A 24,794-nucleotide genomic window follows, 5' to 3' on the forward strand; every position below is an offset into this window, starting at 1 on the left:
GATGGACCACTAAATATACCGTAGAAGAGGTGCTTGCCGTCGATCCTCCCTCGCTGAAGTCGTCCGCGTTGTATTTGGGAAAACGGAGGATCCGCCATGTCGATGTCATCGGTATGAGCTGTCATACCCATGTCGAAACGGACACCCAAGGCAACTTCGTAGAGGCGAGCCTACGTGCTGCCCTCGTGGAGGCACGAAAGGCAGCTTTGTCCGACTACGTAGCGGAATGGGCAGGCGGCCCTGTGGGCGCCTTGTTTTATTGGTCGGAATGAGAGGATTCGAACCTCCGGTCCCTGCCTCCCGAAGATCGGTGTAGATGGCCAAGCCATTGATTTTAGGTCATAGAAGCGCTGATTTTCAGGCAGCTTTACCAATCCAACCAGTCCTGCCCCGGTTCGACAGGTTCATTGAACCAAGGAGAACTGTCTACTATCGCGCGCTCCTTACTGTTCTTGTAGCAGGCGCTGTATCTTTGGCATCCGGCTCAGGCTGGCTTTGATCCGGGAGCGCCACTTAGGGCCACGAGAGAGAGCATCTTCGTAGGCGTCCTGCAACTCATCGGGCCGATCTTCAGCAAGCACGTCAATCAGGAACGCTGCCTGACGCCGATCTTTTTCAGCCTTGAGGCTTTCTTCGCCGAGACGACGATCTGCAACGATCAGCTTGTGGATGGCATAACGCTCGGGCTGCGGGATCTGCACCAATACGCCACTACGGTAAGTGACAGCAGCTTTGATCGGTTCTGCGATCAGGTAGTTCAAATGGTGCAGCCCTTGTGCATCCACACCCAAAGCAGGCAGTTCGCGCACACTTTCATCCTCACCGAAGGATGGCGTGAGAAACTCGACGAGTGTATCGCCGCGCGTCTGTTTCCAGCGCCAGGTGCGACCAGCCTTGAGACTGGGCTGCGGAGCGAAGTCAAAATCGCCGAACACATTCTCAAGTGGTGGGAATGCGGCATCCTCCAGCACCAGTGACAATCTTGAGAAGCTAGCGATGTCGATGTCATCGGTGTGAGCCGCCATATCCATGTCGAAACGGACACCCAAGGCACCTTCGTAGAGGCGAAAGGCATGGGTGCCCACAATGGTGCCTCCGAGACGAAATACACCGGACGCCGCCATCGCCGAAAGCATGCTGCCTGTCGCCGCATCCAAGCCCAGAAAACCTTCAGCTCTGAGAAGCCGCACGAGGCGTGTCCGGCTACGGCGTCGCTCTTCCTGGCGAGCCTTCAAAGCCTTGTGCTGCTCCAACCTTCCCTGCAAGTCTTCGCTGTCCTCACCGATGTAGCGCTTCTTGACATCAGAGCCGATACGGTAAGTGTCATACCAGTAGGTCCTACCGTTTCGTTCGACACGCGTGGGGATGCCCCGGATGTCCGAAACAGCATCGTCCTGCAAGGACCGCAGAAGGTCGTGATAGGCAGCATGCGCTATGGATGAGTGGTGCGTGAACATCTTTATCCCTGCTGTGTTCAACAGATTCAATTTTTGTTGAGCATGCCTGATGTTCAACAAAAAATAAAGATGTTGAACATCCCGCGTTTCCTTCCGCACATCCCCAACCTTAGTATCGCTAAAGAGAAGACATGCAGTTTGCGCTGGAACAGGCGATTGGCCGGGCAGCAGCTGAGGCGGTTGTGGAAGTATTTGGCGAACCCGTTAATAGAAACGAAATTGGCTGGCTCCAGGCGATCCGTGAGGCCTCAAACAATACCGATCCCAGGATAATCAGCAGGTTACACGCAGCGATCAACGCGACTTTCGGGTGTCCGCCATCAGCACCCATGGAACAGACTAGGTTGATTGCGTAGCGGAGGATTTCAGGCTCATCGTAACCATCAGAGAGTGGAGATGAGAATGAAATCCGGGAAACAGAAAGCGTCAGTAGAGAGAGTTGTCAAAGACATCCGCAGGAAGACACGGCGCCAGCATTCGGCAGAGGAGAAGATCCGTATTGTGTTGGATGGGCTTCGTGGTGAAGACAGCATAGCGGAGCTGTGTCGCCGTGAAGGAATAGCTACGAGCCTGTATTACAGCTGGTCGAAAGAGTTCCTTGAGGCCGGTAAGAAGCGGTTGGCTGGCGATACCGCACGCCAGGCTACCAGCTCTGAGGTGAAGGATTTGAGAGCGGAATCGTCGGCGCTGAAAGAGGTAGTCGCCGACCTGACCCTTGAGAACCGGCTGCTCAAAAAAAGCATGTTCGAGGATGGTGGAGACGACGAATGAGATATCCCGCATCCGAAAAGCTTGAGATCATCCGGCTGGTTGACGGTTCGCACCTGCCGATCAAACGCACACTGGAAAAGCTCGGCATTCCCAGAACGACCTTCTACCGCTGGTACGACAGGTATCTGTCTTTCGGCGAGGCCGGGCTTGAGGATCGCCATTCTCGGCCGTAGGGTTTGGAACCGCATCCCCGACAAGGTGCGCAAGCAGATCGTGGAACTGGCTCTGGAAGAACCCGAGTTATCGCCCCGCGAGCTTGCGGTGCGGTTCACCGACACCAGGCGCTACTTCGTTTCTGAGGCCAGTGTTTACAGGCTTCTGAAGGCACAAGATCTGATCACTAGCCCAGCCTGCATCACCATCAAAGCGGCGGATGAATTCCATGAGAAGACTGTGCGGCCGAACCAGCTTTGGCAGACCGACTTCACCTATCTCAAAGTCATCGGTTGGGGCTGGTTCTACCTGTCTACGATCCTGGATGATTACAGCCGTTACGTTGTCTCTTGGCGCCTTTGCACCACGATGAAAGCTGACGATGTCACAGGAACACTGGAAGACGCTTTGGCTGCATCAGGTTGTGACAGTGTCACCGTTGCCCACAAGCCCCGGCTGCTCAGCGACAACGGCAGCAGTTACATCTCTGGCGAGTTGGCGAAATGGCTGGATGAGCAGGGTATGGATCATGTTCGGGGCGCCCAACCATCCGCAGACCCAGGGCAAGATTGAGCGATGGCATCAGACGATGAAGAACCGTGTCCTGATGGAAAACTACTATCTGCCAGGAGCGCTCGAACAGGCCATCGGCGACTTCATCAATCACTACAACCACAACCGATACCACGAGAGCATCAGCAATCTGACACCCGCCGATGTCTATTTCGGTCGAGCCGAAACAATCCTCAGACGCAGAAAGGAAATCAAACACCAGACAATCCAGAAACGCCGCTTGCTGCATCATCAGAACGCGGCGTAGATTGAAACTACGGCGAGCCTGATCCTCCTAAGCCAATCAAACGCTCGTGTTCCAAATCATTCGATGACGGACACACAATACGGATCTTCTCCTCTGCCGAATGCTGGCGCCGTGTCTTCCTGCGGATGTCTTTGACAACTCTCTCTACTGACGCTTTCTGTTTCCCGGATTTCATTCTCATCTCCACTCTCTGATGGTTACGATGAGCCTGAAATCCTCCGCTACGCAATCAACCTAGTCTGTTCCATGGGTGCTGATGGCGGACATGCTGCGGACCGAACAAACTAGTAGAATGAGCGACAAAGCGGACCATCAGGATAGAGGGAAATTGGTCGTTTCTTCAACCTGCATGCAAACATAATAAGCCCAATTAAAAAACGGGAAGCATGTCAAGATTCACCCGAACATGTCTAGAGTTCAATGTGAAGCCCCTAGTTGACGCACAGGCAGTTATTCGGTTTGATGTTGAAAAATTTTATCAAGAACCTGACTTGTAGAAAGACACAGTTTGGACCGTCGAGTTTCTACCATTCTAGCAACCGATATGGTTAGCTTTAGTCGCTTGGTCGAACTGGACGAAACCGGCACAATAACCCGACAAAAGCGGCATCGGCTCGAAATTGTTGAACCTACGACTGCCGCTTTCAATGGAAAGTTCATAAAATTCACAGGAGATGGTTGGTTCGCAGAATTTTCGTCTGTCGTTCAAGCCGTTCAATGTGCCGTCGTTATCCAACAGGAAATTGAAACTCGCGAGGAGTCATTCCCAAAGGAAAAGCGAATTGCTTATAGGATGGCCATAAACCTAGGAGACGTGATCTATGATGATGGTGATTTCTACGGAGACGGAGTCAACATCGCAGCACGGCTCGAAAGCTTAGCTGAACCTGGCGGGTTGGTTGTCTCTGGAACTGCGTACGATTTGCTCAAAAACCAAGTTGAAGTCACTTATCTACCTCTTGGTACTCAAAAACTAAAAAACATAGCTACTCCCGTTCGAGTATACGCAGTAAATCCCAAAGGGGGAAAACTTGGAGTTCAAAAGCGTTCCCTAACTCAGATAGTATATTCGCTTTTTCTAGTCGGTCTATTCAGCGCCTGCGGGTTGTTGGCTACTTTGTTTTGTGGCCGGAATCGCTCTCCCCATCAAACCAACTAGAGCAAACAATTTTGAGCGCACAGGAAAAGTTGCAAGATCTGGGTATTTTAGACGACTACATGCCGGGACAAGTGAGTCAAAGCTTCAGAAATGCAGTCGCTGACTACCAAAAGTCGATTGGCATCACTGATACCGGTATTCTTGACAATGAGACACTCGAGGCACTTTCCGTTACAAATCACGTCTCGGAAACACTCGTAGGTGAACTTACTGAAGCGCAGGAGGTCAGCCGAAAGCTCTCTCCAGAACTTCTGTCTTTAAAGAATTCTGATCCGAGATTGGTTCAAGCTTCAGTAGCTCTCGAAGGGATGCGGCTTACATATGGCTACTTCAATCATCACCTATATGTTGTAGCACAGCCGCCGACGCTAGTTTCATGGCTCGAAGCAAAAGCCTTCGCCGATCAAGCAAACGGCTATTTAGCCTCGATTAGCACAAAAGAAGAAAACGGATATATTTCGGACTTGGTTTCGCGTGATCCTGCTTATTGGCATATGGACGGCATCGGAACGTCGTGGATTGGCCCGACAATAGGCTTGATCCAAATCGAGAACTCTAAAGAACCATCTAGTGGTTGGACATGGGACAGTGGCGAGGAAGTCGGATTTACTAACTGGCTTCCAGGCAACCAAACAATTGGAACAATGAAGAGTATACCACCGTGTATATGAACGTTAGGCGCAATCGGAACAGTGAAACACCTAGGTTTTCCAACAAGTGGGGAGATTATTGGGGAAACACTAACTCGTTTGTTGTGGAAATTGAATAGATTGAGGTATTGAATGCACTTTCAAAGGTCAGGCCTACTATCAGCTTTGTTGATTTTCGTTACCTCTCTGTGTTGGGCGACATATTCGAGCGCAGAAATCAGTTGGAAACAAGGCTCAATTTCTCACCGAAAGCTTCCTTCGCCGCAGGTTTCTGAAACGATTGTACGTTTGGATGTGCCCCATATTCGTCAGGGACCTAATCTCTGTGTGCCAACATCTGCGGCGATGGTTCTTCGCTATTTTGGTGATGCTGCCGATCCACGACAACTCAAGGCCTTAGCGGAAGGCCACAAGCCAATAAGCCAGCGAAACAAAGACTTTACATATTGGCGTGACATGAACTACGCACTTGGAAAAGTTGGTTATAGGTGGAAGATACAGAGCTATCCACGCACCAGCTCGGGATTTGCTTCCGGCCTCAACAGGATCAAGCGACATCTGAAAAGGGGTTGCCGGTGTTGATTGAAGTCCATCAAGATGCTGGTCACACTTTTGTGTTGATGGGGTTTAATGACACAGAGCAAGTTGTCTACGTGCGCGATCCCAACCTTCCGAAATCTCAATCACGTATCATCACCTATGCGTCGTTGCGCGATAATTGGCACAATCATAAGTTCGATAAATCTCGCAGCGCCTTTTTCGCATATCCAAAAAGATGACAATTGGCCGTTTTGTTTACGTTGGCTCTGAGCCGGAAAAACTAGTTGGAAATTGCTCGCCAGAGGTCCGCTCTGTCCGCGCAGGAGGCACTAGGCTGTTAGAACCGCGTTAATGTCCTACTGAATATGTCAAATGACTGCTCTGAGCCGAGGCTGTGTGAAAACTCTGACGGTCTAGCAAAATACGACGAAAGCACCCTCTATGTGCATTCTCTGGCGCTTCTGGGAGAGCTTTTACACAGGCGCTTAAAACGAGCACGACGAGAGAGCTCGTGGGCCAGAGTTTTCACACACCCTCAGCCCAAAGCAGACCTCCACCGCACTTTGTGGCTTTGCTCTCAGCGCGTTGCAAACCGCGCAAACCGGACGTTCAGAGCCCGACGCTAAATAGCAGCTGAGCGGGACTGAGCCGCCTTTGCCTCTCCAGAAACGAACGTCCGAACCGCGCTTAGCGACAGCAATGAAAATCAGGAATGGCACATTTTGACTTTGGATGCGGGTGCAGCAATCCAGTTAGGTGTAATAACTTTCGAGCTTGTTTAGTCGCCATAGAGTTTTTGGAAAACGAAACAAGGCACACACCTTCTGTACTTGGTCAACAGAAATGTGCGGGAATTGTCATGAACACTTCCTCAACATTGCATTTTCTGGGAGGTTCTCAAAAAGTTTTGTTAAGACATCAAGGCCGTGCAAGAGTTCAATAAAATAAACGTTTTCCTTGCGATAGCACTTCTGAAGAGGTGGCGGTGCTCTCGCTCCTAATGATTAATCAGAGGGTTTAGCGTGCAAGAACTTAGCTTTTGCGGCGAGAATCGCCATGCCGACTTAGAACGGCTGAAGAGTGCCTATGAAGAAGTCGCAGAAGCCGCGAGGCAGCTAAAACCCGGCAAACCAGTGGAAAAACCAATTAACCGCGTAGTGATGATCCACGCGGAAAGAGGATTGGGTAAAACCCGGTTAGCAATGGAGTTGTATCGACACCTGACAACGGAATGTGATCCGGAACATTATTGGCCTGATGACTATGCTCGGTTAGCTGAACGCGTTGCGGTGATGCCAGAAGCCGAGAACAACCAGTTCAACTACAGCGCAACCTCGAATTTTGTCTGGTGGGGTCTTGCAGTTGCCGATGGCCCCAACCCCGGTAATACTGTCTTCAACGGCCTGGAAGACTTGCTTCCTCACCTCACTGCAGCACAACTATGGGCGCGCCGAAAGTCAAGCAAACGTGCGCTTGTTGTTGAGGCATTAGATCTGGCGTCTGAAGTTGGTATCGAAATTGCGGATGCTTCGATAGAAGTCGCCGGTGAAGCCATCGGCATAGGGTTGATCAAGCGCATCGGCGCGAGTGTTTTGAGTATCGGGTCAATTGTCAAAAAGCACATAAACGACGGCGATGCTCCTTTGGATGCTGCTGGGAAAAGGATCGATTCTGTTGTTTATGGCGTTATTGCCGATTTGTCCCGCCTCTTTTCACCTGCTTCAAAGGGGTTTGTTGGGGTTCCGCTTGTTGTGCTAATTGACGACGCGCAGTTTGCTGACAGGGATCAAGCAACAGCAGCATTTACCGAAAAACTAATCGCGACGAGCACCAGGGAAGGATGGCCTTTGTTGCTTATTCTCACACATTGGAGCCGCCAGCTTCTTAAGTGGCGAGATGGGCAGAACGTTGAGCAGCCCCGCAGTAAAATCGCCGAGGTCTTGCACCACGCAAGCAGTCGCAGATCGAGCGATCCCGGGCCATTTACAGGGGTCGGTGGTGATACTTTGTCAGAACAGCGCTATGTCCAAATTGATCTTGGAGAACCTGTTGATGATCTAACGCCAGCCTTGAAGAACCAGTTTCCGGGGCTTTCGGAACAGATCGTTGAGCGAATTGTTGAGAAGAGTGGCGGGAACCCACGCAAATTGGAGCAGATTGCCGCCAGAATGAAATCACGTCCTATCTGGTTTCAAGACATGGATCAGCAGGCAGATCTGACAGAAGATGGTTGCGAAAAGGTCCTGGAGTTATCCGAACTTCCAATCGATGAAATCGTTCTTGAACGGCTGCACGACACCGCTCCTGATGCAAGGCGGGCCTTGCTCTTGGCAAGTGTACTGGGAAGCCGCTTTGTGGTCAGTCTGGTCGACCGGCTGTCCGAGGCGCGTTTTGAAACCGCAGCGCGTGGCGGATTGAAAGACGGGGAAATCCGCTACCGATTTGTGCGCGATGTTGTCGATCAGTCCCGCAATGACATCGCGCGTTTCACGGAACGGCTTTTTGCAGAGGCTGCTGAAACCTACCGGCACTCTGGTATGGCCTCGGTCAGCCTCGAGAACTGGCCGAAGGAGGGTGAGCTTTATCAGATACTGGATGAATTGCTTGGAGCATTGGTCGAAGAACCTGGTTCTTTTGACAGATTATCACATGATGATCTTGCGCACGCCCTTGCTTTGGCGTCGGATCGTATGTTGCTCGCAGGCTCACCCCAAACGGGTTTGGCTCTTGCCCGACTTGTGCATATTCAGAACAAACTCGGAAACTATGAAGGGGCTTATGAAGCTGCGGAGCGGTTCAGCAAAGAGCATGAAGGTGGCTCCGGCTCATCTTGGGTACTGGGTAATACCCCAGTTAACTTGTTGGGTAACGTAGCCGATACTCTGGTGCGGAAGGGTCATAGAGTTGCGGCGACACGCATTTATGAGGAACTCTTATTCAAGCATAAAACACTCGCTGCGCGCGATCCGGACAATGCGGGCTGGCAGCGCAATCTTTCGGTCAGCCACGACAAGTTCGGAAAATATGCTGGCGGCCACAGGGGACCGCCCGGGAGCGCTTTCAGAGTACCGCAAGGCCATGGAAGTCCGCGCCACACTTGCTGCGCGTGATCCGGACAATGCGGACTGGCAACGTGCTTTGATAATCGCCCATGTCAAACTTGCGGAAGCAGGCAGTAACGCCGCCGCGGAGTACAAGGCCGCTCTTAGTATTGCGCAGAAACTTTGTCAGGAAGGGCGTTTGCAGCCTTCAGACCATTGGATGCTTGAGGATCTTGAGAAAAGAATGCAAAAAGCAGAAGGTTAAATCGGGGTGCTGCAAAAACACCACTGTCACGAAACGCGCGACCGCGACTCTGTTTTCCGAAGCTGATTGGAACAGAAAAAGTCACTTTAGCCCGAACGTAACTAGGGGTGGAGGGAACCAACTAGAAAGGGATAGGATCAACGCACGCGCCGCAATCTGGCTCAGGGCGTTCGGGAGCTTCTTTGAGCAGCTTGCTTAAAGCTGCATTTGCTTCACTTGGCTTTGGCTTTTTTCTTTCGACCTTGAGTTGCGGCTGCGAGCGGACACGTTCTACCACGCGATTAACGTCCGGGCGTGTAAAGGCACAAGGCGTTTCGCCGAGCTCAACGAAATACCCGCATTGCTTCAGATCGTTTTCGACTGTTCCATAAAGCGGCGCAAAGGCTTCTTCGGCGAGGAAGGACTGGCGACCGAATACAGTGTGGTAGCGGCAGTTATTGAAAAGCGTCTGCCAATCCTGAGGGTAGCAGGCCTGAAGTTGTTGGGGATCTTGCCAGAAGGTCCAGCACTTTACTCCATAGCTGCGCAGCAGGGTCACCGAAGTGAGCAAAAAATCCATTGGCCCCAATTGCGCGGCCTCGTCAATGAGAAAAAGCGTTTCGCGTTTGACTTCATTAACCTGTCGAACACGCCAACCAATCAAAGCTTCCATCCAGACTCGGACAAGCGCGGAATGGCTGCGTAAATAAACAGGTGGTAGGACCAGATAGATAGTTACACCATTATCCCCATCCAGTTTTTCCAAGGGAAAGCTTGTGGCGCTGGTTGCTTTTCGAACGGCTTCGCCCCTGAAGACTTCGGTGTGGCTTCGGGCGGATGCCAGAATACAGGCCACTGTTCTGTCTGCTTGTGTCGGTAGGGAATGGGCTCCGCTTGAAACCAGATTGTTTTTGGATCGCGCCATATCGCGGATGGTGAGCCCAAAATCTTTCAGGCTTTGGTTCAGCAGATAGTTGATTTCGTGTAGGGTTCGCAGCCCCTTCGGGCTTTCATACTGTGTGTAGAGCAGCAGTTGGGCAACCAGGTTTCGCGCACTGATATCCCAAAACGGTTCCAGATCGCTCACCCTATTGATGACAGATGCCGCTAGACTTTGGGCATCTTCCAATGTTGGCTCCTTGCCCAAAACAAGGTCCATTGGGTTCAGGCTTTCTGCTTCAAGGCCAGTAATCCCGAAGGGGTCCAGAATGATTACGTCCTGACCCATGGCCTGCCGCGCGCCGGCTGTAGCTTTCGTTAATTCGCCCTTGGGATCAAAGGCCACAACGGACCCGGGGTAATCCAGCAAGGTGGGGATGGCCAATGCCCAAGTCTTACCGGAGCCCGTTGGCGCAAAGCTGATAAGGTGGCCTTCTGCTCCGGTGCGGATTTCCTGTGTTGTCGGCTCACTCGGTGTGCGGTTGGAAAACCCTGTGTTCTTGTGTTGTGGCGTGGTGAAACCTAACCGAATGCTAAGAGGATTATGTTGGCCGGAAGAACTATCCATTGGGGCTCCTTGCTTTTCGGGTGGAGCATGGGAAATGAGTGTTTCCGACGTCTGGCGCAATCAATTTGACGCGTGTTATTTTGACATGCTGCGCTTTTTAGATGCTTCGGCAATGTGCAGACGCAAGGCAACAAGAGCGCGTTCAGCCTCTTCTATCTCGGCCTGAATGGTTAGGGCTTCTTGATGATCCACCCGGTGATCTGCGAGTGCAAGATGCATGGCGCGCATCACTTCTGTTGCTTCAAGAACGATACGGTTGGTGGCTCGGTATAGGTTTTCTTCGTCGTCGCGCCCGCTGGATTCGATACGGTCGCCTGCTACAAAGTTCGTCTCTTCGAGGAAGTAGCCCACAAGCCGCGCGTCAGGCATGGCAGAAAGCAAGTCCTTTATTTCATTTGCCGAGAACACTGTCCGGTTGCGCAGACGGGCGTAAAAGGCATCGTATTCCAGACCCATATGCCGCGCGACCTCTTTTGAGCTGAATTGGGCTTCGGTCGTCAGAATTCGGTGAACGAGTGAAGCAAAGTCATTTCCGCGCATATGTCCTCCAGACCCAACCCTTTATTCTTACAGGGTGCATCGGAAAGGCGTTGGAGTCTATGAGACGTTGGGGTGCTGCGATTGTTGGGATGTCAAATTAGTCTTCCCCCACTGAAGTTGTCTTCGGCTATGTGCCAATAGCTTTGGATGGTAAAATAGGGTCTTTTTCCTGTATTAGGCTCCAATATCAGAATAAAGCGTCAACAGGGCCAGAAATCTGGCCTTGCCCAATGTCAGTTGGTGCTTGAGTAGCGGTCGTTTGTGCACTGAGCAGGATCCGGAGCTTTGGGGCACTGAGCTGCCATTCTCTGCAGCGGGTTCAGACAGGTGGTTTGAGCCCTGAGCAGCCTTTGCCGTACCGCTAAGTTGCCGCAGAGGCATTCGGCAGGTCTCAGCCCGAAGCGGACTTTCAATACGAGACTCTGCAAGTGCGGATTGCGGGCTTTACTGCTTTCCGCATCTTTGCTCTTGAATGGTGCAATAGCTCATTAATGGACCCGATTAAGCCGGCAAATCCACATTTCTAGGCAGCAGTGTCAACATCTGGTTTGGCGGGCAGCAGTGTTGGGATCAGTCTTATTAACTGGTTAGAAAATGGTAGAGGCGTGATGTTCAGAACGTCTTGTAATCGATTTGCTCTAAGAATCCATCGCATCTCGCATTCCTACTATTGTTGCAACTGAACAAGAGCATTGAAGTCACAAGCAGCCCCGTGGTGGTAACTGCATTCTGGCCCTTCCTGTGTCTGAAAGCTCGTCGCACTCTGAGGAATGAGGGCAACCGCGCACTGCGACTCGTCATAGAGGTCATCGACCAGAAAGAGCTGTCCCTTGTCATTGCGCGCCAGAATGCCCTCCACGAAGCCAAGGCAGCCATTGGCGAGGATTGTGATGTCTCCCCGCTTGTTGTTGATGTTCACGACCACGGTCGTGCTGGCCTGCGTGGCTCCGCTGTAATTACCGTTCCGTATTTCTTGGGCGTGAGAAGCCGTTGGCACGGATAGCGCAATAGCAGTAAGTGTTTTCCAGTTTGCGGGTATCATGAATAGCCCCTTTTAAGTTGGTTTCGGCTGAAAATGGAACGGCCCACATCCAAAGAGGCCGCCCCGAAAAAACTTTTCGTCTTCTTCATGTGAACACGATCATCTTGGTGTCATCCAATTCTGCGCAGGGCCTGTATAGACTGTCGCGGGGGACCAGCGTGCGAAGAACTGAAGCCCATCTGCGGCAAGTTTGGGACACGCCAGAGCCCGGAAAATTCCCTAGCCTTTCCGTTTTTGCTACATCGCGCAATCTCAAAACAGCTTTCCGGACTGTCATAGACCGGCTTTGGACCGAATGCCAGCCGTCCAGGCTGAGCGATGTTGCAGCAACCTGCATCGCCATTGCACGACACCGGAAGCATCCGTCAACGCATAGTGTACCGACGCGTAAGGGGTTGCCAACAAGAAACATTTCGAGTGATCTGCTAAACAACATGCACAGATGTGAAAATTTTTGACGCGTCTCAAATGTGAAGATTGCGCCGTTCGTAAATTTAGAGCCGGTTTCGAGTTCGACTATGTACCTGAGTAAAATGGGATAGAATCATGAAGCATATTGTAGCTGCAACAGCGGTGTCGTTTACCTTCTTGTTGGGGCAAGGCGCACAGGCGCAGGAACAAAACGGTGGGTTCTATGCGGGTAGTGTCGGTCCCAACGCTAAGCCTGAAGGCTTTATTGAATTGGCAATTGGCGAAAATGCAGGCCGTTTTCGGCTGGTTCACAAAGTACTTCGGTGCAACGGTTTATTACGGAAATCGGAAGCCAGTAAAAATTGGGTGTCTGTACCTGACCCCCAAAGCTGTCCTGAATCTTTTTTGATGAATGTCGAACTAGCGGACAGTGTCGCGTCGATAGATGTTTCCGCGGGCAACAAATCTGCGGAGTTTTCTGCCGAGCGGATATTGCCACTTTCTGTTACGTCAGAAGCAAAAAGCCCCGCAAACCTCGACGTATTGGGACTTGAAGTCGGTATGAGTAAAGAGGATGTCATACAAATATTGATCAACGAGCGCGGCTATAGCGAGAGCCCCGCCGACAAAAATTACCCTGCTAACGGGGCATTCATCCTCTCAAATCTTAGCTGGTTCTCAACCAGACCTGATGGTCAATCTTACACTTTACCAACCACCAACCTGGACTTGATACAACAAGGTTCGATGCGAGATGCCCTAGAAAACAACCCTCGAATAGAAGGAATGCAGTTCGTTTTGGATGAGGCCAACCCGGCGATGAGAGAATTTCTGTTGGCTTTTGGATAATCGAGTGTTTGCAGTTTTTCGGCAACTCTCTGTTGATAAGAACTCTCTGGATGCTGTCTACGCGGCCATGAACGAAAAATACGGCTCCTTTGAAAAGGGACTTACGCGGGGCGCGGCGATTTAGGCGACGTCGCCTATAGTGAGTTTTTTATGGGTGCCGATCCGAACCGCGGCGCTCAAGTATTTGGAGGTTCTCGCGAGGGCAGATGGGGTGCTTCAAGCTATCGCTCAGATGCCACGTTAATCGATCAGAAACTGATCGCGAATTTGCATCGTGAACCAAACATCAAAGACGGTTGCATGATTTCTTTCCGCTTTGATGCAGTCGATGTGGTTTTTGCAAATAAGGTTAGTCTTCCAATTCCATCTAACTGCGCCACAGATGCTTTTTTTGGCATTCGGGAACAGAACCGTTCGGACAAAGACAAGGCTTTTATTGCAATTTACCAAGCATTTGGCGTCTTGGATGCCCATTTCGAAGCAACGCTCGCATTTCACGAAGATAATTGGCTCGACGAGCTTCAGAAAATCCAGAACGATGCCGAAACGCAAGTAGAGACAATAGTACCTGAGCTGTGATGTGAAAAAGCCCGACTTGCAGGCAATAACGGGTTCTGGCGTTTTCGTGATTGCCTTGCAGGATACCTCTTTTGATTTCTGGTATTTGTGATTTCCAGCGAAATATGTGGGATCGTTAGGTTCGTCGCAAAATCACCTTTCTTTGAACTAAAGGTAGCATCGGGCTGCTGCTCGGAATTTGCAAAGTCCGCTTCCTGCGCAAAGCTGACCTCGGTAGGGCTTAATATTGCAAGAGCAGCGAACGGCAGCTGTGTGGCCGTTGTGTCTACATCTACGTTCAGTTGCCTTGCAATACCCGATAAACCGACGCCCGCCCAATCCCAAGCTCACTAGCTATCTCCGTAGCCCCCATCCCAACTGCGTGCAGTTGAGCAACCCGATCACGGTCTATGGTGGCTCTGCGGCCCTTATAGACGCCTTTGGCCTTCGCTCGGGCAATACCTTCGGCCTGGCGTTTGCGGATCATAGATCGCTCGAACTCGGCGAAGGCGCCCATCAGATGCAGTTGCAGCTTTGACAGCGGATCGTCTGCATCTGGCGAGAAGCGCAGCCGCTCTTGCAGAAATTCAACCGTGACTCCCTTTTCGTTCAGCTCGTCTACGATGCCTTCTAGGTCGCGTAGGTCTCGGGCTAAGCGATCGAGGCTGTGAACGATGACCTCATCGCCCTCTCGGGCGAAGTCGATCAATTCTCGAAGCGCTGGCCGATCACGGTTCGCACCGCTCAGCTTCTCTTCAAAGACCTTTTCACACCAGTCGAGCTCTTGCCGGTCCAAGTTCTGATCTGTCGTACTGACTCTGCGATATCCGATTTTCATTTTCACACCGTGTCTCGTTTGGCTCTAGACTCGATATAAGAATCACTTCGGTAATTACAAGACACTTAATTGATACGTTTTTAGTGTCTCATCGCTTCGTTTTGGTGGGGTGTACCCTAACGAGACCAGCGCCCAACAACTTTTTTCGATGATGAATTTGCGAATGTGTACGGCATTGTCTGTCGGTTTGTATTCCGATGTCCAGATTGTCAGTCGGTTCGGCCTAGATAATTCAATCAGATATCGATTTGGCGACAGACAGACGCAATACAATGTCAGCAGTGTCTGGCATTGTAAGCCATTGTCAGAAAACAACAAACTACATGACTAAGAGACTTCTCCTGCCTAGTTTTTTGTCATGACAGGAGAAAGGAGAACCGAATGTCAGAAAATGAAGAGACTTACTTTCGCCGGGCAGTCGCTGGAGCGCGCGCTTTCAAAGAAACAGAAGAAACGGAATTGTCGCTAGAATGGATCGACGATCTCGAAGGCATCGCGATCAACGGAAGCCACGAGTATTCAATCAAATCTCTCAGAGAGCTAGACAGGCTTGCAAAATCTGAGAACGAAGAGATCAGTGCAAAGGCCAAAGAGGCGCTCGAATTGGCGCTGGAGTTGATCAAAGTCTGAGAGGCTCTGGCTTCTCTAACAGTGTGCGGGGGCCGGTACATTCCGACCCCGCCCTGGGTATAGACCGAAATTTCGCCGAAAGCCTGTGCACCGACCGCGAAGAAAAATGCATGGGTCTGAGACTTTTGAAGTTTGTCAGATGTTCGTTTGGTGGTTTCTACCGCTCCGGAGGGGAGGAGGGAACCGCGCTTGAGAACCAGCGCGAGTGGGCGGGCTCCATCAATGGATGGTCCGCATAAGCCACCTGTCACAGGCTTTCATTCACCCGTTCCACCAGTTGAATGATCGTCTAGGCCACCCCCTCCTTCACTCCCGATAGTACCACCGCCGCCATCTCCGTCCGAACCGCCGCTGCCATCACCGCTCGACCCGCCGCCATTCCCTTCCTCACTGCCCGAGGCACCGCCATCCCCGCCGGATGTTCCACCCGCGCCGCCCGATGATTGATCGCCATCACCGCTGCCAGATCCGTCGTCCGACACGCCGGACCCGTCATCGCCCCAGCCGGATCCCTCGATGCCGCCGCCGCCGTCCTCGGCTCCGGAGCCATCGGATTCGCTCCATCCAGAGCCCTGGATTTCACCGCCGCCGGTATCGCCGGAGCTTTCGCCGCCCGTACCACCGGATTCGGAAGAATCGGCATCACCCCAACCCGACCCCTCGATCGAGCCACCGCTGCTAGAACCTGCGTCGCCTGATGTGCCCTGCTCCGATGTATCGTCTCCTGAGTTGGCACCGGCTTCATCGCCGTCTGCTGTGCCATCCTGCGCGCCAGATTCGCCATCAGTGTCCGAAGTCTCAGTGTCCGGTTGCGCCTCGTTGGAGTCCCCTCCGGAGGAGAGCGCCTCGGAGATCGCGTTGCCAAGTACGCCTGAGACCGTACCGAGCCCGATGGCCCAAGCGGCAGCCTGAGCGGTCATGCCACCGCCCGCCGCGGCGCCTGCACCTGCTGCGGCGCCACCGCCAACGCCAGCGCCTGCGGCCGCGCCAGAAGCGCCTCCACCTGTGCTCGCGCCGCCTCCCGCGGCGCTTCCGGCACCAGCACTTGCTCCGCCACCTTCTGCACCCGCTGCTCCGCCTGCACCGGCACCACCTTCTGCTCCTGCGGCTCCGCCTGCACCGGCACCTCCAGCAGCACTGGCGCCGTCGCCGAGCGATCCCTCGGCACCCGAACCCCCGGTCGCGCCGCCGCCACCCGATGCCGCGTCTCCGCTTCCTCCCGCGGATGAGCCTTCCGGGGCGATTTCACCGGCGATGTCGCTCAACGCTTCGCTTATTGCCTCCTCGACGGCGTCGCCGATTCCAAAAGGATCCGTGACCGCCTCATACGCATCCGTTGCAGCCCCCAGTGGATCCGATGCTGCGTCTGCAATGGCATCAACAACCGCATCCTTTGCGGCTCCTGCCGCTCCCTTGGGATCATCAATCACTTTGCCGATGGAGTCCTTGGCAGCTCCGGCCGCCTCGAGAGCCTTATCCACGGCACCGGAAATCGAGCCCTTCCAATCACCACTGCTTGTTGTCATGTCGCTTCCTCTCCTTGATGAAAGGCTAGGCGTTGCAGCACCTAGCGCCAGACAAGAACGTCGCGCCCCCAACGGCTGGCACGAAGGGCAACCGACGTCTGCCGGATGTTCTCCGCAAGGTTATTCAGCCGTGCACCTCTCGCGATCCCGCTGAGTTGGACGTTGCGCGGCGTTTGTACGCCGATCGTTAGCGTCAATGTCCCGTACCCCGTCAACAGGCCCCACGGACCTCGGTGCACCGTCACGTCCGTGACCCGGGCCAGTTCGACATAGGAGATTTGCCGGAGCAAAATTCCCGGGCAAGGCGCACCCGTCCCTGACGGATTGTGATCCTCGTCGTCAAAATTCGGAGAATAGCGATCACGGAAATAGCTGCCGCCGAAACTACGGCCACCAAAATGGCTTCGGTTTCGCTTGCTTGTGGAAGGCGAATACCTCCAAGGCGCGCCGGCGCCATGATCAACGCAAAGAAGACGCATCCGCCAACAAAGGCGGGCAAAACAAATATGTTGCCCGGGTGTGCCAGCAGTGCAGGCCTGCGGTCGAGAACAACGCTTTTAAGGAGCTTGGCGATTTCGGCAGAAATCGGATCGCGATCGGATTCGACCATCGCAATAAAGGGATCTTCTACCAGCCTTGATCTGCGTATGAGGCGGCCAATCCCCAACAGGAAAACAACGACCGCCACAAGAATCGGAGCGAAGAGGCCGAAATCGCCCATTTCCGGCAGAAATTCGTCAATTACCCATGCCAACAGGCCCCAGACAGCTATGGACAGGACCGCGATGCCGATCATGGCGCACGCCATTGCCAAAGAGCTTCTCCCGTTGTCCTCGGCTTCGCTCGCTGCGGATTGCGGCGGTGAGGCTTCCGCACCCGCCTCGGCAGGATATTGCGGCCCGGACAGGTCGGGCGACGGAACTGGCGGGGTGCAAAGCCGAGATAATCCATCACGCGCTTCAGGAAATCCGGGCCGGGATTCCAGCGCCTTGCGATAGTGCGCTTCGGCTTCGTTTGGAGCCGTATCATGTAGCAGCCTTGCAAGCTGGAAATGCGCATCAGCGGAGTTGGGAGCTAACTCGAGAGCCTGAGTGAAATTCTTCTTTGCTTCCTCGGTCAATCCGCGCTTCACCTGAATCATGCCGAGACCAAACAGCGCATCGGGCCGTGCGGACGGAATGTTGAGCAAGGACTTCGTGACGGCTTCAGCTTGACCAAGGTCGCCGTTCCGATACAGATCCTGGGCGCGCAGAAGCAATGACTGCGCCGAAGGCGATGTAGAATCCTGATCTTTGTTTATTTCTGCCAATTGCCCAAAACCTCGAAACCGATAAAGAAATGCAGCTCGATAACCGGATGAACCCGGTGACCCACGAGTTTGAAACATCATTATTGTAGCCGAAATTCGTTCAGCAGACCACAACCGTTGAAGGACTGCATCGTGCTCTCATCAACTGGAAGGCCGTTAATCGCTCGTGCGGGGCATTGCTCGGGTGCCAAATATCACGACACGGCACGCCCTCTTCCAGACATGGATTTGTCAATGCGCGCGCGATGGTCCTAGTTGGTGAGGTTCGAACCTCGATTTTTGCACGGCGTTGAGCACATTCGCTGGATCTGTAAACGGCCATTGCTCATTCTGGAATTCTGTTCTGACGATCAACGTCCATTTCAGCTAATACTCTACCGCATGTGGTCGTCGGCCCAAGGTCGGCTATTGCACAGACCATATTGCCGCGACTGTAAGCGCGTGAGGTGCCGCATGGAGGCTCACAGCTTTATACAACTGCCAACATTCGAGAAACCCCCTCAAACTTCTCTATTTTTCTCCAAATTTTCATCTGCGAATGATTCGCCAAGAACAAACAGCCTAAAGGGGCGAGCAGATGTTTTTCACGAACGAACAGTCGTTCAATCGATCGGCGGCAAGCCGTGCCGAGGGGATCATGACCCTTCTGGAGACATTCAACCGAAGTGACTCTGATGAACGTAACAGGGCGTCTGATTTTATCCATGATCTCTATAATCTGGGACACGCGTTCTTTCAGATCCGAACGATGATGGCGAGAGAACCCGACGCGGTTCCCCATGATTGGCCGCTGAGGCGAGAGATCTCTAGCTCGTAGAAACGTGCTGGAGCGATACCCACGCCTGTTGAACGAACGTATCGTCAACGAGGGCTTCAATGCGCTGGAAGAGCTTCTTGAATTCGCTGGAAACGCAGGAACCCAGTCAAAAAACGGGTCTAAGACAAATGCACTGGCGGTGTCTCACTTCTTTCAAAACATCCTGCACAACATCTTTGTAGGTTCACGGTACGGCCTCCTGGACCTCGATCGAGCTCTCGGAAAACCTCCTGCGGCACAGGTTTCTCCTACACACGATCCGGATCAGCGATTGCTGATTTGAGACTAATCCTCTGCTTGGTTCTGAGGCGGGTCTCAGAAAAATCTGGATATCGTGGTGTCCGCCAAACGTACTTCAATCACTACCAAGGGCGGTAAGCAGCTTGAACGACCCTTCACCGCATAGATTAGCTTCACCTTGAGCCAATTCTAAGCCGAATGCCTCAAGGAACGGTGCTATCAGCTGCTCATTCAAGAGATAGAACGAGGTCGCATCCCGAGCGCCGCGTGAAAGCACGTTGTCTGCATTCCACCCCCAGCAGCCCCGTCCGGCATGTGCATCAAGCCACGAGAACATCTCGTCAAGCTTGTGGCCGAACCCTTCCTCCGGAACTCTAACGCGTACCCTGATGGGAAAATACTTCTCGTCTGCGGCTTTCTTTGGGGATCTACTGCGCGTAGCCATTACGTCTCGATAACGTCAACTAATTCCGGCCCGTCATCATCGCGACCTATCGGTGCCGCCTTGTGGTAGCGCATCCGGCCATCCCATTCGGAGCCGAGATCCTGCGCTGCGTCATGGTCAATTTCACCAGCCATCCAGGGCACCAGGTTGTCGTTCGAGAGAATAACCGGCGATCGCTTGTGGATGTGTTCGATCTGATGCAGAGCGGGACGGGTTAGGATCGTGCAGGTGTGCAGGCCCGATGAGAGACGGCTGTAGAGGCCTGCGAAGTACATGCACGGATCATTAGTGTCTGTCTTTATGACCCATGGCTGTTTGGCGCCCTTCGGGCCGGTCCACTCATAGTAGAAGCTGGCGGGTATGATACAGCGGCTATGTTTCCACGCGACACGAAACGACCCCAATTCATGAGCGGTCTCGATCTTCGCATTGAAAGTCGTTGGCTTCCATGCCTTCACGTCATCCTTGAACCAGTGCGGAACAAGCCACCAGCGGGCAGTAGAGCTTATGAGCCGGTCATCGTGGATAAATGCCATATCCAGCATCTGAGTGGGTTTCACGTTCCAACTCATCGACAGGTCTGTGGCATTGGGATCGCGCTGAACCGGGACCGGGACGCCGTTCACAATCCAATTCTGCAAAGCGTATAGCTCTGCCCATGTCATCTCAGGTCTGCCGAGTCGTCCGCACATTGGAAAAGCATAGCGGCATCGAGAGAACGTTTGGTGAACTTTTTTTTGTTGATCCCGATGGTGGGTAAGGCGCCGCGTTTGGTTGTGGCTCTATTCAAAACCCCGGCGATGCATATATGGAGCCGGAATAGGCAATGGCAAACCGCGGTCCAAACGGGTCAGCTATTGTAGACTGAGATGGGTACCGAAACGTGGAATTTCCTCTTGTTCTGATTGTTGTACTGCTTTTTGTTTTGATGACGTGGCTTATCTTTTCCGTCGTCGGTGATATGGCTAGGGATCGAGGTCACAGCCCTTGGCCGTGGTGGATCATCTCTGTTTTCTGGTCGCCTTTTGGATCAATGTTTGTACTGTGGCTATTTTTTGACGTTGTAGAAATTGATGAACCACAAGGAGTGCAAGAGGGTGCTTATTACCACCGAACAGCACGGAAATTTGACTTGCGAAATTGAAGTCAACGAGGCCGACAATCAACATATCGGCACGCTGAAATACAACTCATTCGAGGTCGGCCGAATTTCCGGCTCAGATTTGGCCGCCGTGCGCGCGCAGTTCCAGACAATAGTCAGTTTAGTCGATGAAGGGGCTCAGGTCCGCCACGGCATCATAGTTTGCGGCTACCACAATGAGGATTTGCAGGGCGATGTTCTTCTCGTAGACGGCGAAGCCCTTGGAACATGGTATATGGACGATGAGGAATGGAGCTATTTTACCGTAGATGGTGAGACCGAGCCCAAGTGCACAGCGCCGTCGGCTTGGATGATGCACGACGCCATCGCGGAGTGGTATAAAGCGGATTCACAATAAGGAGCGAGTTTTCATGGGTGATATGCCGGAAGAAACAGCACCACTGTGGTATGTAGTTTCACCTAAAGAGCTTGTTGAAACTATGATTTCACACCTCAAGTTTGAAATCACGGTAGCGGGCGCACCGATAGTGGTTTTTTCACTCGGCCAGGCTCTCTATTCAGACAAATTCGTTGGAGGTGGGATCTACTGGTCGTCTCTGTTCCTCATGTTATCAATGGTTATGAACTACTTGGTCATATCAATAGCCATGCAGCTACAGCGGGCAATCATTTTGTACGATGCTTCAGATGACAAATCACAACTGAGAAATGCGAAAATTCTACCTTTAGTCCACACTGGCCCAATTTTTCTTGCGAAAGCTGGAAGCGCATCGCTAACGATCGGTTACCTCATTCTAGGTTATGCTTTGCTGTTCTAAGCGTTCACAATAAGGAGCAGGGCTTGAGAAACTTCCTTTTGGTTTTGACGGGGTATGACTGCGCGAAGCCTGCGGAAAGGCGAGAGATCGTCAAGCTGTTCCGTTCGCTTGCGGTAGCCGTCTTGTGCTTGGCCCTCCTCCTAATTTTTAAGGATCAGTTTCTTTACCTGGCACAGTTCGAGTACTAGCAACAAAGAGCGTCAACCAGTTTCTCATATCAGTATGAGCGGGTTTCGTGGTGCTGCCCCTGTGCTGCCCGAATAGATTCATCAAAAACGAAGCCAGCAAAGGCCACTCTAAAGTTCTGAAAATATTCAATAATCTGGTCGGAGTGAGAGGATTCGAACCTCCGACCCCTGCCTCCCGAAGACAGTGCTCTACCAGGCTGAGCTACACTCCGACCGTGGCGGGTGATCTATACCCGAGGGTTTGGATGTGCAAGAGGGTTTTTTAGTGATCAACCCCGTCTACACAGCACAGTTTGAATGTTAGTGAAGGGCTGATCTACGCTCCATCGGAATGACGGTTTCTGGGTTAGATAGGCGTTATTGGCTTTGTTGGTTCGCATGAATGATGAACGGCAGTTGCATTGCGGCAAAGTGTTTAGAGCGCAGTATTGAGCCCGACATTGAGGACAACGGCTCAGGAACTCGGCAAGATGCACGACGAAATGTGTTGCGACTAGGAAGACACTTGGGAAATCACGCCTTCTCAAGCCACGACAATTGATGAAAATACCAAGACGTTCCTGTGTTATTCTGCGCTCTCAGGCCAGAAAAGAAGACACAGAATTCTGTTCCAGAAGGTCCTGGACCAAGGGGTTCGGAAACCGGCGCCTTAATGTTATGGCGTAAAAGGTTTCCTTGATGCGCGGATGGTCGGTGGCCTCCTTGAGGCGACCTGAATTGAGCTCATCCGTCACCACGATTGGTGCGACCAGAGCAAGCCCGATATCCTCGCGCGCTAACAGGCGCATCATCGCCATGTCATCTACTTCTGCAGCGATCTGAGGCCGGACGGACAGGCGGCTGGCCATTGCATCGAATGCAGTGCGCACGCTGCTGTCGGTTGTCGGCAAAATGAAGGGCTGATTGCTCAGTAGCTCTTTGATCGGGCGGTCCTGTTTCAGTCGCTCCGGGGTTCCGACGATGCTGACAGCTTGTTCTCCGATATGGTGTGTTTCATAGGGTGTCAGACTGTCGTCCGGCGGTGGGCGGTTCATCAGGACCATGTCCAGGTTCAACGTTTCCAACCCCTCGAGCAATTCGGTCGGGCTGCCAGAGCGCAGGATAACTTCGACGTCGATGCGCGAGAGAATGGGCCTGAGAAACCCGACCTGAAAATTGCGCGACAAGGTTGCAAGCGCACCGACACGCAGGGCTTTCCGGTCCTGCACGGTGCTACTCAACGTTGCGACAAGTTCCTGCCCAGTCGAGAAAATTGCATCTGCATGATCCAGTGCGATACGGCCAGCCTCGGTCAGATGTAACTGCCGTCCGCGACGCTCGAACAGCGCATGGTCAAGGCGTTCTTCCAGTTGCTTGATTTGAACCGAAAGCGCTGACTGCGACAGGTTTAACCGCTGCGCAGTTCGGGTCAGATTCCCGTCATGGGCGACAGCCCAAAAATACCGGAGATGATGATAATTCAATGGCATTACGTTCTAAAATATCGAACGATATTAAAATAACAATGAATTTTTATTGTTAGAATAGCTGCCCTAGTCAGTCTCAACGGCTTCTGGCCTCGAGAACTGAAGGAACGCGATCATGATTTATCTTTTTTTGCCCCTGCTCAGCCCTCTGGTGCTGATTGCGGCTGCAATTCACGCAGCACAACATCCGGGGAAGCGGCCCGGGACGGTGCCGATACTAACAGAGGTGGCCGCATTTGTGGCCTTTGCAATTGCGACTCTGACTGCTGCGTTGCTGGTTGTAAAAGGTCCCGGCACATCTGCTCTGATCGGGTTCATGGGGTTCGGTTTGTCCATACGCCTTGACGCGGTGAGTTCGATCATGCTCGTGCTTGTCAGCTTTATTGGCTGGATCGTGCTGCGCTATTCCAAGACATATATGGACGGGGAACAGCATCAGGGCGCGTTCACAAGCTGGATGGCAGCGACCTTGGCCGCAGTTCTGCTTTTGGTCATGTCGGGCAATCTCTTTCAGCTTTTTGCAGCGTGGATGGCAATCAGCCTGCTACTGAAACGGCTGCTGTTGTTTTATCCCGAACGCAAGACAGCGCGACGTGCAGCACGTAAGAAAGCCGTTGTTGCACGTCTAAGCGAAGGCACATTGGTAGCGGCTTTCATTCTCTTGATTGCCGCGACCGGGACAAGCGATATCGAAACCATCCTTGCGATGGTTGAGGCGAATTGGATGTCAATGACCGCGGCGCTTTTGATTGCCATCGCGGCCGTCTTGGCATCTGCGCAATTCCCGCTACACGGTTGGCTGACCGAGGTGATGGAGGCTCCGACGCCAGTCTCCGCACTTCTACACGCAGGTGTTATCAACGCTGGTGGGTTCCTGCTGATCCGGTTTGCAGATGTCATGCTACTTGCCCCGGGGGTGATGGCGCTACTTGTTATGCTGGGCGGGTTTACCGCGCTGTTTGGCGGATTGGTTATGCTGACCCAGTCGGCGGTCAAAACTTCGCTCGCGTGGTCGACCATTGCGCAGATGGGTTTCATGGTCTTGCAATGCGGCCTTGCGCTGTTCCCGCTGGCTCTGCTGCATATCGTGGCGCATTCGCTCTACAAGGCGCATGCCTTCCTGAGTTCCGGTGAGGCTGTGCGCAACGTCGCTGCGATCCGTCGCCCGGGACCGACTGCAGTGCCAAGTGCACGGAACGTTTTGCAGGCGTTCATCTTTGCAATCGTGATCTATGGCCTTGTCGGTACGATCATCGGATTTGACGGCAAGTCGATCCAGATCATCGCCCTTGGTGTAATCCTGATCTTTGGTGTCGCCTACTTGCTGGCGCAAGGATTTGCAGACTCGGCCCCGCGCGAACTGATGCAACGCACCGCCGTTTTCGCCCTTGTCACCTCAGTCAGTTACTTCCTGCTGCAAGCCATCGTACAGCACCTGACAGCTGGTACATTGCCGCAGCCCCCCTACCCCGGCCCGCTGGAATGGGCGCTTATCATACTGGCGCTTGTAAGTTTTGGCGGCGTCGCCGTTGCCCAAGCCACCTTCCCGTTATGGGCCATGCATCCAACTGCTGCCGGCCTTCGCGTCCACCTAACCAACGGCCTTTATGCCAATGCGGTTTTCGACAAGCTTCTGGACAGTTGGTCCAGGCGGTCAGTAGCCTGAAAGGAAC

At 52.9% G+C, this 24,794-nt stretch carries 22 protein-coding genes, 1 tRNA gene and 1 pseudogene; 14 read left to right on the forward strand and 10 right to left on the reverse strand.

The genetic code is table 11. The features are described 5' to 3' along the window. Positions 1-443 precede the first annotated feature (443 nt). The gene (locus tag ACR3EM_RS17665) at positions 444-1,457 is read right to left on the reverse strand and encodes a nucleotidyltransferase family protein (protein WP_480472888.1); all 1,014 of its coding nucleotides are present in this window, start codon (positions 1,455-1,457) and stop codon (positions 444-446) included. A 396-nt stretch (positions 1,458-1,853) separates the two neighbouring features. Between ACR3EM_RS17665 and ACR3EM_RS17670 the strand changes: the two are divergent. From ACR3EM_RS17670 to ACR3EM_RS17700, 7 genes and pseudogenes are all read left to right on the forward strand, one after another. Continuing rightward, a pseudogene (locus tag ACR3EM_RS17670) lies at positions 1,854-3,201 on the forward strand (IS3 family transposase). A 508-nt stretch (positions 3,202-3,709) separates the two neighbouring features. Continuing rightward, the gene (locus tag ACR3EM_RS17675) at positions 3,710-4,360 is read left to right on the forward strand and encodes an adenylate/guanylate cyclase domain-containing protein (RefSeq protein WP_480471956.1); all 651 of its coding nucleotides are present in this window, start codon (positions 3,710-3,712) and stop codon (positions 4,358-4,360) included. Between the two features lie 11 nt (positions 4,361-4,371). Further along, positions 4,372-5,031, forward strand: coding sequence for a peptidoglycan-binding protein (locus ACR3EM_RS17680; protein ID WP_480471957.1), 660 nt, complete (start codon positions 4,372-4,374; stop codon positions 5,029-5,031). A 324-nt stretch (positions 5,032-5,355) separates the two neighbouring features. Continuing rightward, positions 5,356-5,592, forward strand: a complete 237-nt coding sequence (locus ACR3EM_RS17685; protein ID WP_480472890.1) for a hypothetical protein — start codon at positions 5,356-5,358, stop codon at positions 5,590-5,592. Further along, positions 5,499-5,789, forward strand: coding sequence for a hypothetical protein (locus ACR3EM_RS17690; protein WP_480472926.1), 291 nt, complete (start codon positions 5,499-5,501; stop codon positions 5,787-5,789). The genes ACR3EM_RS17685 and ACR3EM_RS17690 overlap by 94 nt, the downstream gene beginning before the upstream one ends. 783 nt (positions 5,790-6,572) lie before the next feature. Continuing rightward, positions 6,573-8,660 (forward strand): P-loop NTPase family protein, encoded by a 2,088-nt coding sequence (locus ACR3EM_RS17695; RefSeq protein WP_480471958.1) that lies wholly within the window; start codon positions 6,573-6,575, stop codon positions 8,658-8,660. Further along, on the forward strand, positions 8,629-8,856 hold the full coding sequence (locus ACR3EM_RS17700) for a hypothetical protein (protein ID WP_480471959.1): 228 nt from the start codon (positions 8,629-8,631) through the stop codon (positions 8,854-8,856). Before ACR3EM_RS17695 ends, ACR3EM_RS17700 begins: the two co-directional genes overlap by 32 nt. Positions 8,857-8,977: 121 nt before the next feature. On the opposite strand, the gene ACR3EM_RS17705 is transcribed toward ACR3EM_RS17700, so the two are convergent. The 3 genes from ACR3EM_RS17705 to ACR3EM_RS17715 all read right to left on the reverse strand — a co-directional run bounded on the left by ACR3EM_RS17705 (position 8,978) and on the right by ACR3EM_RS17715 (position 11,924). Then, entirely contained in the window at positions 8,978-10,342 is a 1,365-nt protein-coding gene (locus ACR3EM_RS17705; protein ID WP_480471960.1) for a type IV secretory system conjugative DNA transfer family protein, read from the reverse strand. Positions 10,343-10,417: 75 nt separating this feature from the next. Then, the gene (locus ACR3EM_RS17710) at positions 10,418-10,882 is read right to left on the reverse strand and encodes a phage regulatory CII family protein (RefSeq protein ID WP_480471961.1); all 465 of its coding nucleotides are present in this window, start codon (positions 10,880-10,882) and stop codon (positions 10,418-10,420) included. 667 nt (positions 10,883-11,549) lie between these two features. Beyond that, positions 11,550-11,924 carry a hypothetical protein gene (locus ACR3EM_RS17715; RefSeq protein WP_480471962.1) on the reverse strand — a complete coding sequence of 125 codons (375 nt, stop codon included), beginning with the start codon at positions 11,922-11,924 and terminating at the stop codon, positions 11,550-11,552. A gap of 546 nt (positions 11,925-12,470) precedes the next feature. Here ACR3EM_RS17715 and ACR3EM_RS17720 point away from each other — a divergent pair. Next, the gene (locus ACR3EM_RS17720) at positions 12,471-13,184 is read left to right on the forward strand and encodes a hypothetical protein (protein ID WP_480471963.1); all 714 of its coding nucleotides are present in this window, start codon (positions 12,471-12,473) and stop codon (positions 13,182-13,184) included. Between the two features lie 150 nt (positions 13,185-13,334). Beyond that, positions 13,335-13,763, forward strand: a complete 429-nt coding sequence (locus tag ACR3EM_RS17725; RefSeq protein ID WP_480471964.1) for a hypothetical protein — start codon at positions 13,335-13,337, stop codon at positions 13,761-13,763. A 277-nt stretch (positions 13,764-14,040) separates the two neighbouring features. On the opposite strand, the gene ACR3EM_RS17730 is transcribed toward ACR3EM_RS17725, so the two are convergent. Beyond that, the gene (locus tag ACR3EM_RS17730) at positions 14,041-14,580 is read right to left on the reverse strand and encodes a recombinase family protein (RefSeq protein WP_480472892.1); all 540 of its coding nucleotides are present in this window, start codon (positions 14,578-14,580) and stop codon (positions 14,041-14,043) included. A gap of 381 nt (positions 14,581-14,961) precedes the next feature. On the opposite strand from ACR3EM_RS17730, the gene ACR3EM_RS17735 reads away from it, so the two are divergent. After that, positions 14,962-15,210 (forward strand): hypothetical protein, encoded by a 249-nt coding sequence (locus tag ACR3EM_RS17735; protein WP_480471965.1) that lies wholly within the window; start codon positions 14,962-14,964, stop codon positions 15,208-15,210. Positions 15,211-15,467: 257 nt separating this feature from the next. On the opposite strand, the gene ACR3EM_RS17740 is transcribed toward ACR3EM_RS17735, so the two are convergent. Both ACR3EM_RS17740 and ACR3EM_RS17745 read right to left on the reverse strand, forming a co-directional pair. After that, positions 15,468-16,736 carry a hypothetical protein gene (locus ACR3EM_RS17740; protein ID WP_480471966.1) on the reverse strand — a complete coding sequence of 423 codons (1,269 nt, stop codon included), beginning with the start codon at positions 16,734-16,736 and terminating at the stop codon, positions 15,468-15,470. A gap of 241 nt (positions 16,737-16,977) precedes the next feature. Beyond that, a complete protein-coding gene (locus ACR3EM_RS17745) occupies positions 16,978-18,123 on the reverse strand; it encodes a tetratricopeptide repeat protein (RefSeq protein ID WP_480471967.1) in 1,146 nt (381 codons plus the stop codon). Positions 18,124-18,890: 767 nt separating this feature from the next. Here ACR3EM_RS17745 and ACR3EM_RS17750 point away from each other — a divergent pair. Beyond that, positions 18,891-19,145 carry a hypothetical protein gene (locus tag ACR3EM_RS17750; protein ID WP_480471968.1) on the forward strand — a complete coding sequence of 85 codons (255 nt, stop codon included), beginning with the start codon at positions 18,891-18,893 and terminating at the stop codon, positions 19,143-19,145. 401 nt (positions 19,146-19,546) lie between these two features. Here the strand turns inward: ACR3EM_RS17750 and ACR3EM_RS17755 are convergent, their stop codons facing one another. Beyond that, positions 19,547-20,239 carry an SOS response-associated peptidase gene (locus tag ACR3EM_RS17755; protein WP_480471969.1) on the reverse strand — a complete coding sequence of 231 codons (693 nt, stop codon included), beginning with the start codon at positions 20,237-20,239 and terminating at the stop codon, positions 19,547-19,549. Between the two features lie 405 nt (positions 20,240-20,644). Here ACR3EM_RS17755 and ACR3EM_RS17760 point away from each other — a divergent pair, with 405 nt between their 5' ends. Continuing rightward, positions 20,645-21,046 (forward strand): hypothetical protein, encoded by a 402-nt coding sequence (locus ACR3EM_RS17760; RefSeq protein ID WP_480471970.1) that lies wholly within the window; start codon positions 20,645-20,647, stop codon positions 21,044-21,046. A gap of 13 nt (positions 21,047-21,059) precedes the next feature. Further along, positions 21,060-21,467: a hypothetical protein gene (locus tag ACR3EM_RS17765; RefSeq protein WP_480471971.1), complete on the forward strand. Its 408-nt coding sequence runs from the start codon at positions 21,060-21,062 to the stop codon at positions 21,465-21,467. 323 nt (positions 21,468-21,790) lie between these two features. On the opposite strand, the gene ACR3EM_RS17770 is transcribed toward ACR3EM_RS17765, so the two are convergent. Then, positions 21,791-21,867: transfer RNA gene (locus ACR3EM_RS17770), tRNA-Pro, on the reverse strand. A 366-nt stretch (positions 21,868-22,233) separates the two neighbouring features. Continuing rightward, positions 22,234-23,124, reverse strand: a complete 891-nt coding sequence (locus tag ACR3EM_RS17775; RefSeq protein ID WP_480471972.1) for a LysR family transcriptional regulator — start codon at positions 23,122-23,124, stop codon at positions 22,234-22,236. Between the two features lie 112 nt (positions 23,125-23,236). Here ACR3EM_RS17775 and ACR3EM_RS17780 point away from each other — a divergent pair, with 112 nt between their 5' ends. Then, positions 23,237-24,787: an NADH-quinone oxidoreductase subunit L gene (locus ACR3EM_RS17780; protein WP_480471973.1), complete on the forward strand. Its 1,551-nt coding sequence runs from the start codon at positions 23,237-23,239 to the stop codon at positions 24,785-24,787. The last annotated feature ends 7 nt before the right edge of the window (positions 24,788-24,794 follow it).

Source organism: Ruegeria sp. AH3, from assembly GCF_056536265.1.

Bases quoted from the DNA above. Each gene is read 5' to 3' on its own strand.
- ACR3EM_RS17665 (WP_480472888.1), bottom strand. From the start codon at position 1,457: ATGTTCACGCACCACTCATCCATAGCGCATGCTGCCTATCACGACCTT.
- ACR3EM_RS17685 (WP_480472890.1), top strand. From the start codon at position 5,356: ATGGTTCTTCGCTATTTTGGTGATGCTGCCGATCCACGACAACTCAAG.
- ACR3EM_RS17700 (WP_480471959.1), top strand. From the start codon at position 8,629: ATGGAAGTCCGCGCCACACTTGCTGCGCGTGATCCGGACAATGCGGAC.
- ACR3EM_RS17705 (WP_480471960.1), bottom strand. From the start codon at position 10,342: ATGGATAGTTCTTCCGGCCAACATAATCCTCTTAGCATTCGGTTAGGT.
- ACR3EM_RS17710 (WP_480471961.1), bottom strand. From the start codon at position 10,882: ATGCGCGGAAATGACTTTGCTTCACTCGTTCACCGAATTCTGACGACC.
- ACR3EM_RS17715 (WP_480471962.1), bottom strand. From the start codon at position 11,924: ATGATACCCGCAAACTGGAAAACACTTACTGCTATTGCGCTATCCGTG.
- ACR3EM_RS17720 (WP_480471963.1), top strand. From the start codon at position 12,471: ATGAAGCATATTGTAGCTGCAACAGCGGTGTCGTTTACCTTCTTGTTG.
- ACR3EM_RS17725 (WP_480471964.1), top strand. From the start codon at position 13,335: ATGGGTGCCGATCCGAACCGCGGCGCTCAAGTATTTGGAGGTTCTCGC.
- ACR3EM_RS17730 (WP_480472892.1), bottom strand. From the start codon at position 14,580: ATGAAAATCGGATATCGCAGAGTCAGTACGACAGATCAGAACTTGGAC.
- ACR3EM_RS17735 (WP_480471965.1), top strand. From the start codon at position 14,962: ATGTCAGAAAATGAAGAGACTTACTTTCGCCGGGCAGTCGCTGGAGCG.
- ACR3EM_RS17740 (WP_480471966.1), bottom strand. From the start codon at position 16,736: ATGACAACAAGCAGTGGTGATTGGAAGGGCTCGATTTCCGGTGCCGTG.
- ACR3EM_RS17745 (WP_480471967.1), bottom strand. From the start codon at position 18,123: ATGTTTCAAACTCGTGGGTCACCGGGTTCATCCGGTTATCGAGCTGCA.
- ACR3EM_RS17755 (WP_480471969.1), bottom strand. From the start codon at position 20,239: ATGTGCGGACGACTCGGCAGACCTGAGATGACATGGGCAGAGCTATAC.
- ACR3EM_RS17765 (WP_480471971.1), top strand. From the start codon at position 21,060: ATGGGTGATATGCCGGAAGAAACAGCACCACTGTGGTATGTAGTTTCA.
- ACR3EM_RS17775 (WP_480471972.1), bottom strand. From the start codon at position 23,124: ATGCCATTGAATTATCATCATCTCCGGTATTTTTGGGCTGTCGCCCAT.
- ACR3EM_RS17780 (WP_480471973.1), top strand. From the start codon at position 23,237: ATGATTTATCTTTTTTTGCCCCTGCTCAGCCCTCTGGTGCTGATTGCG.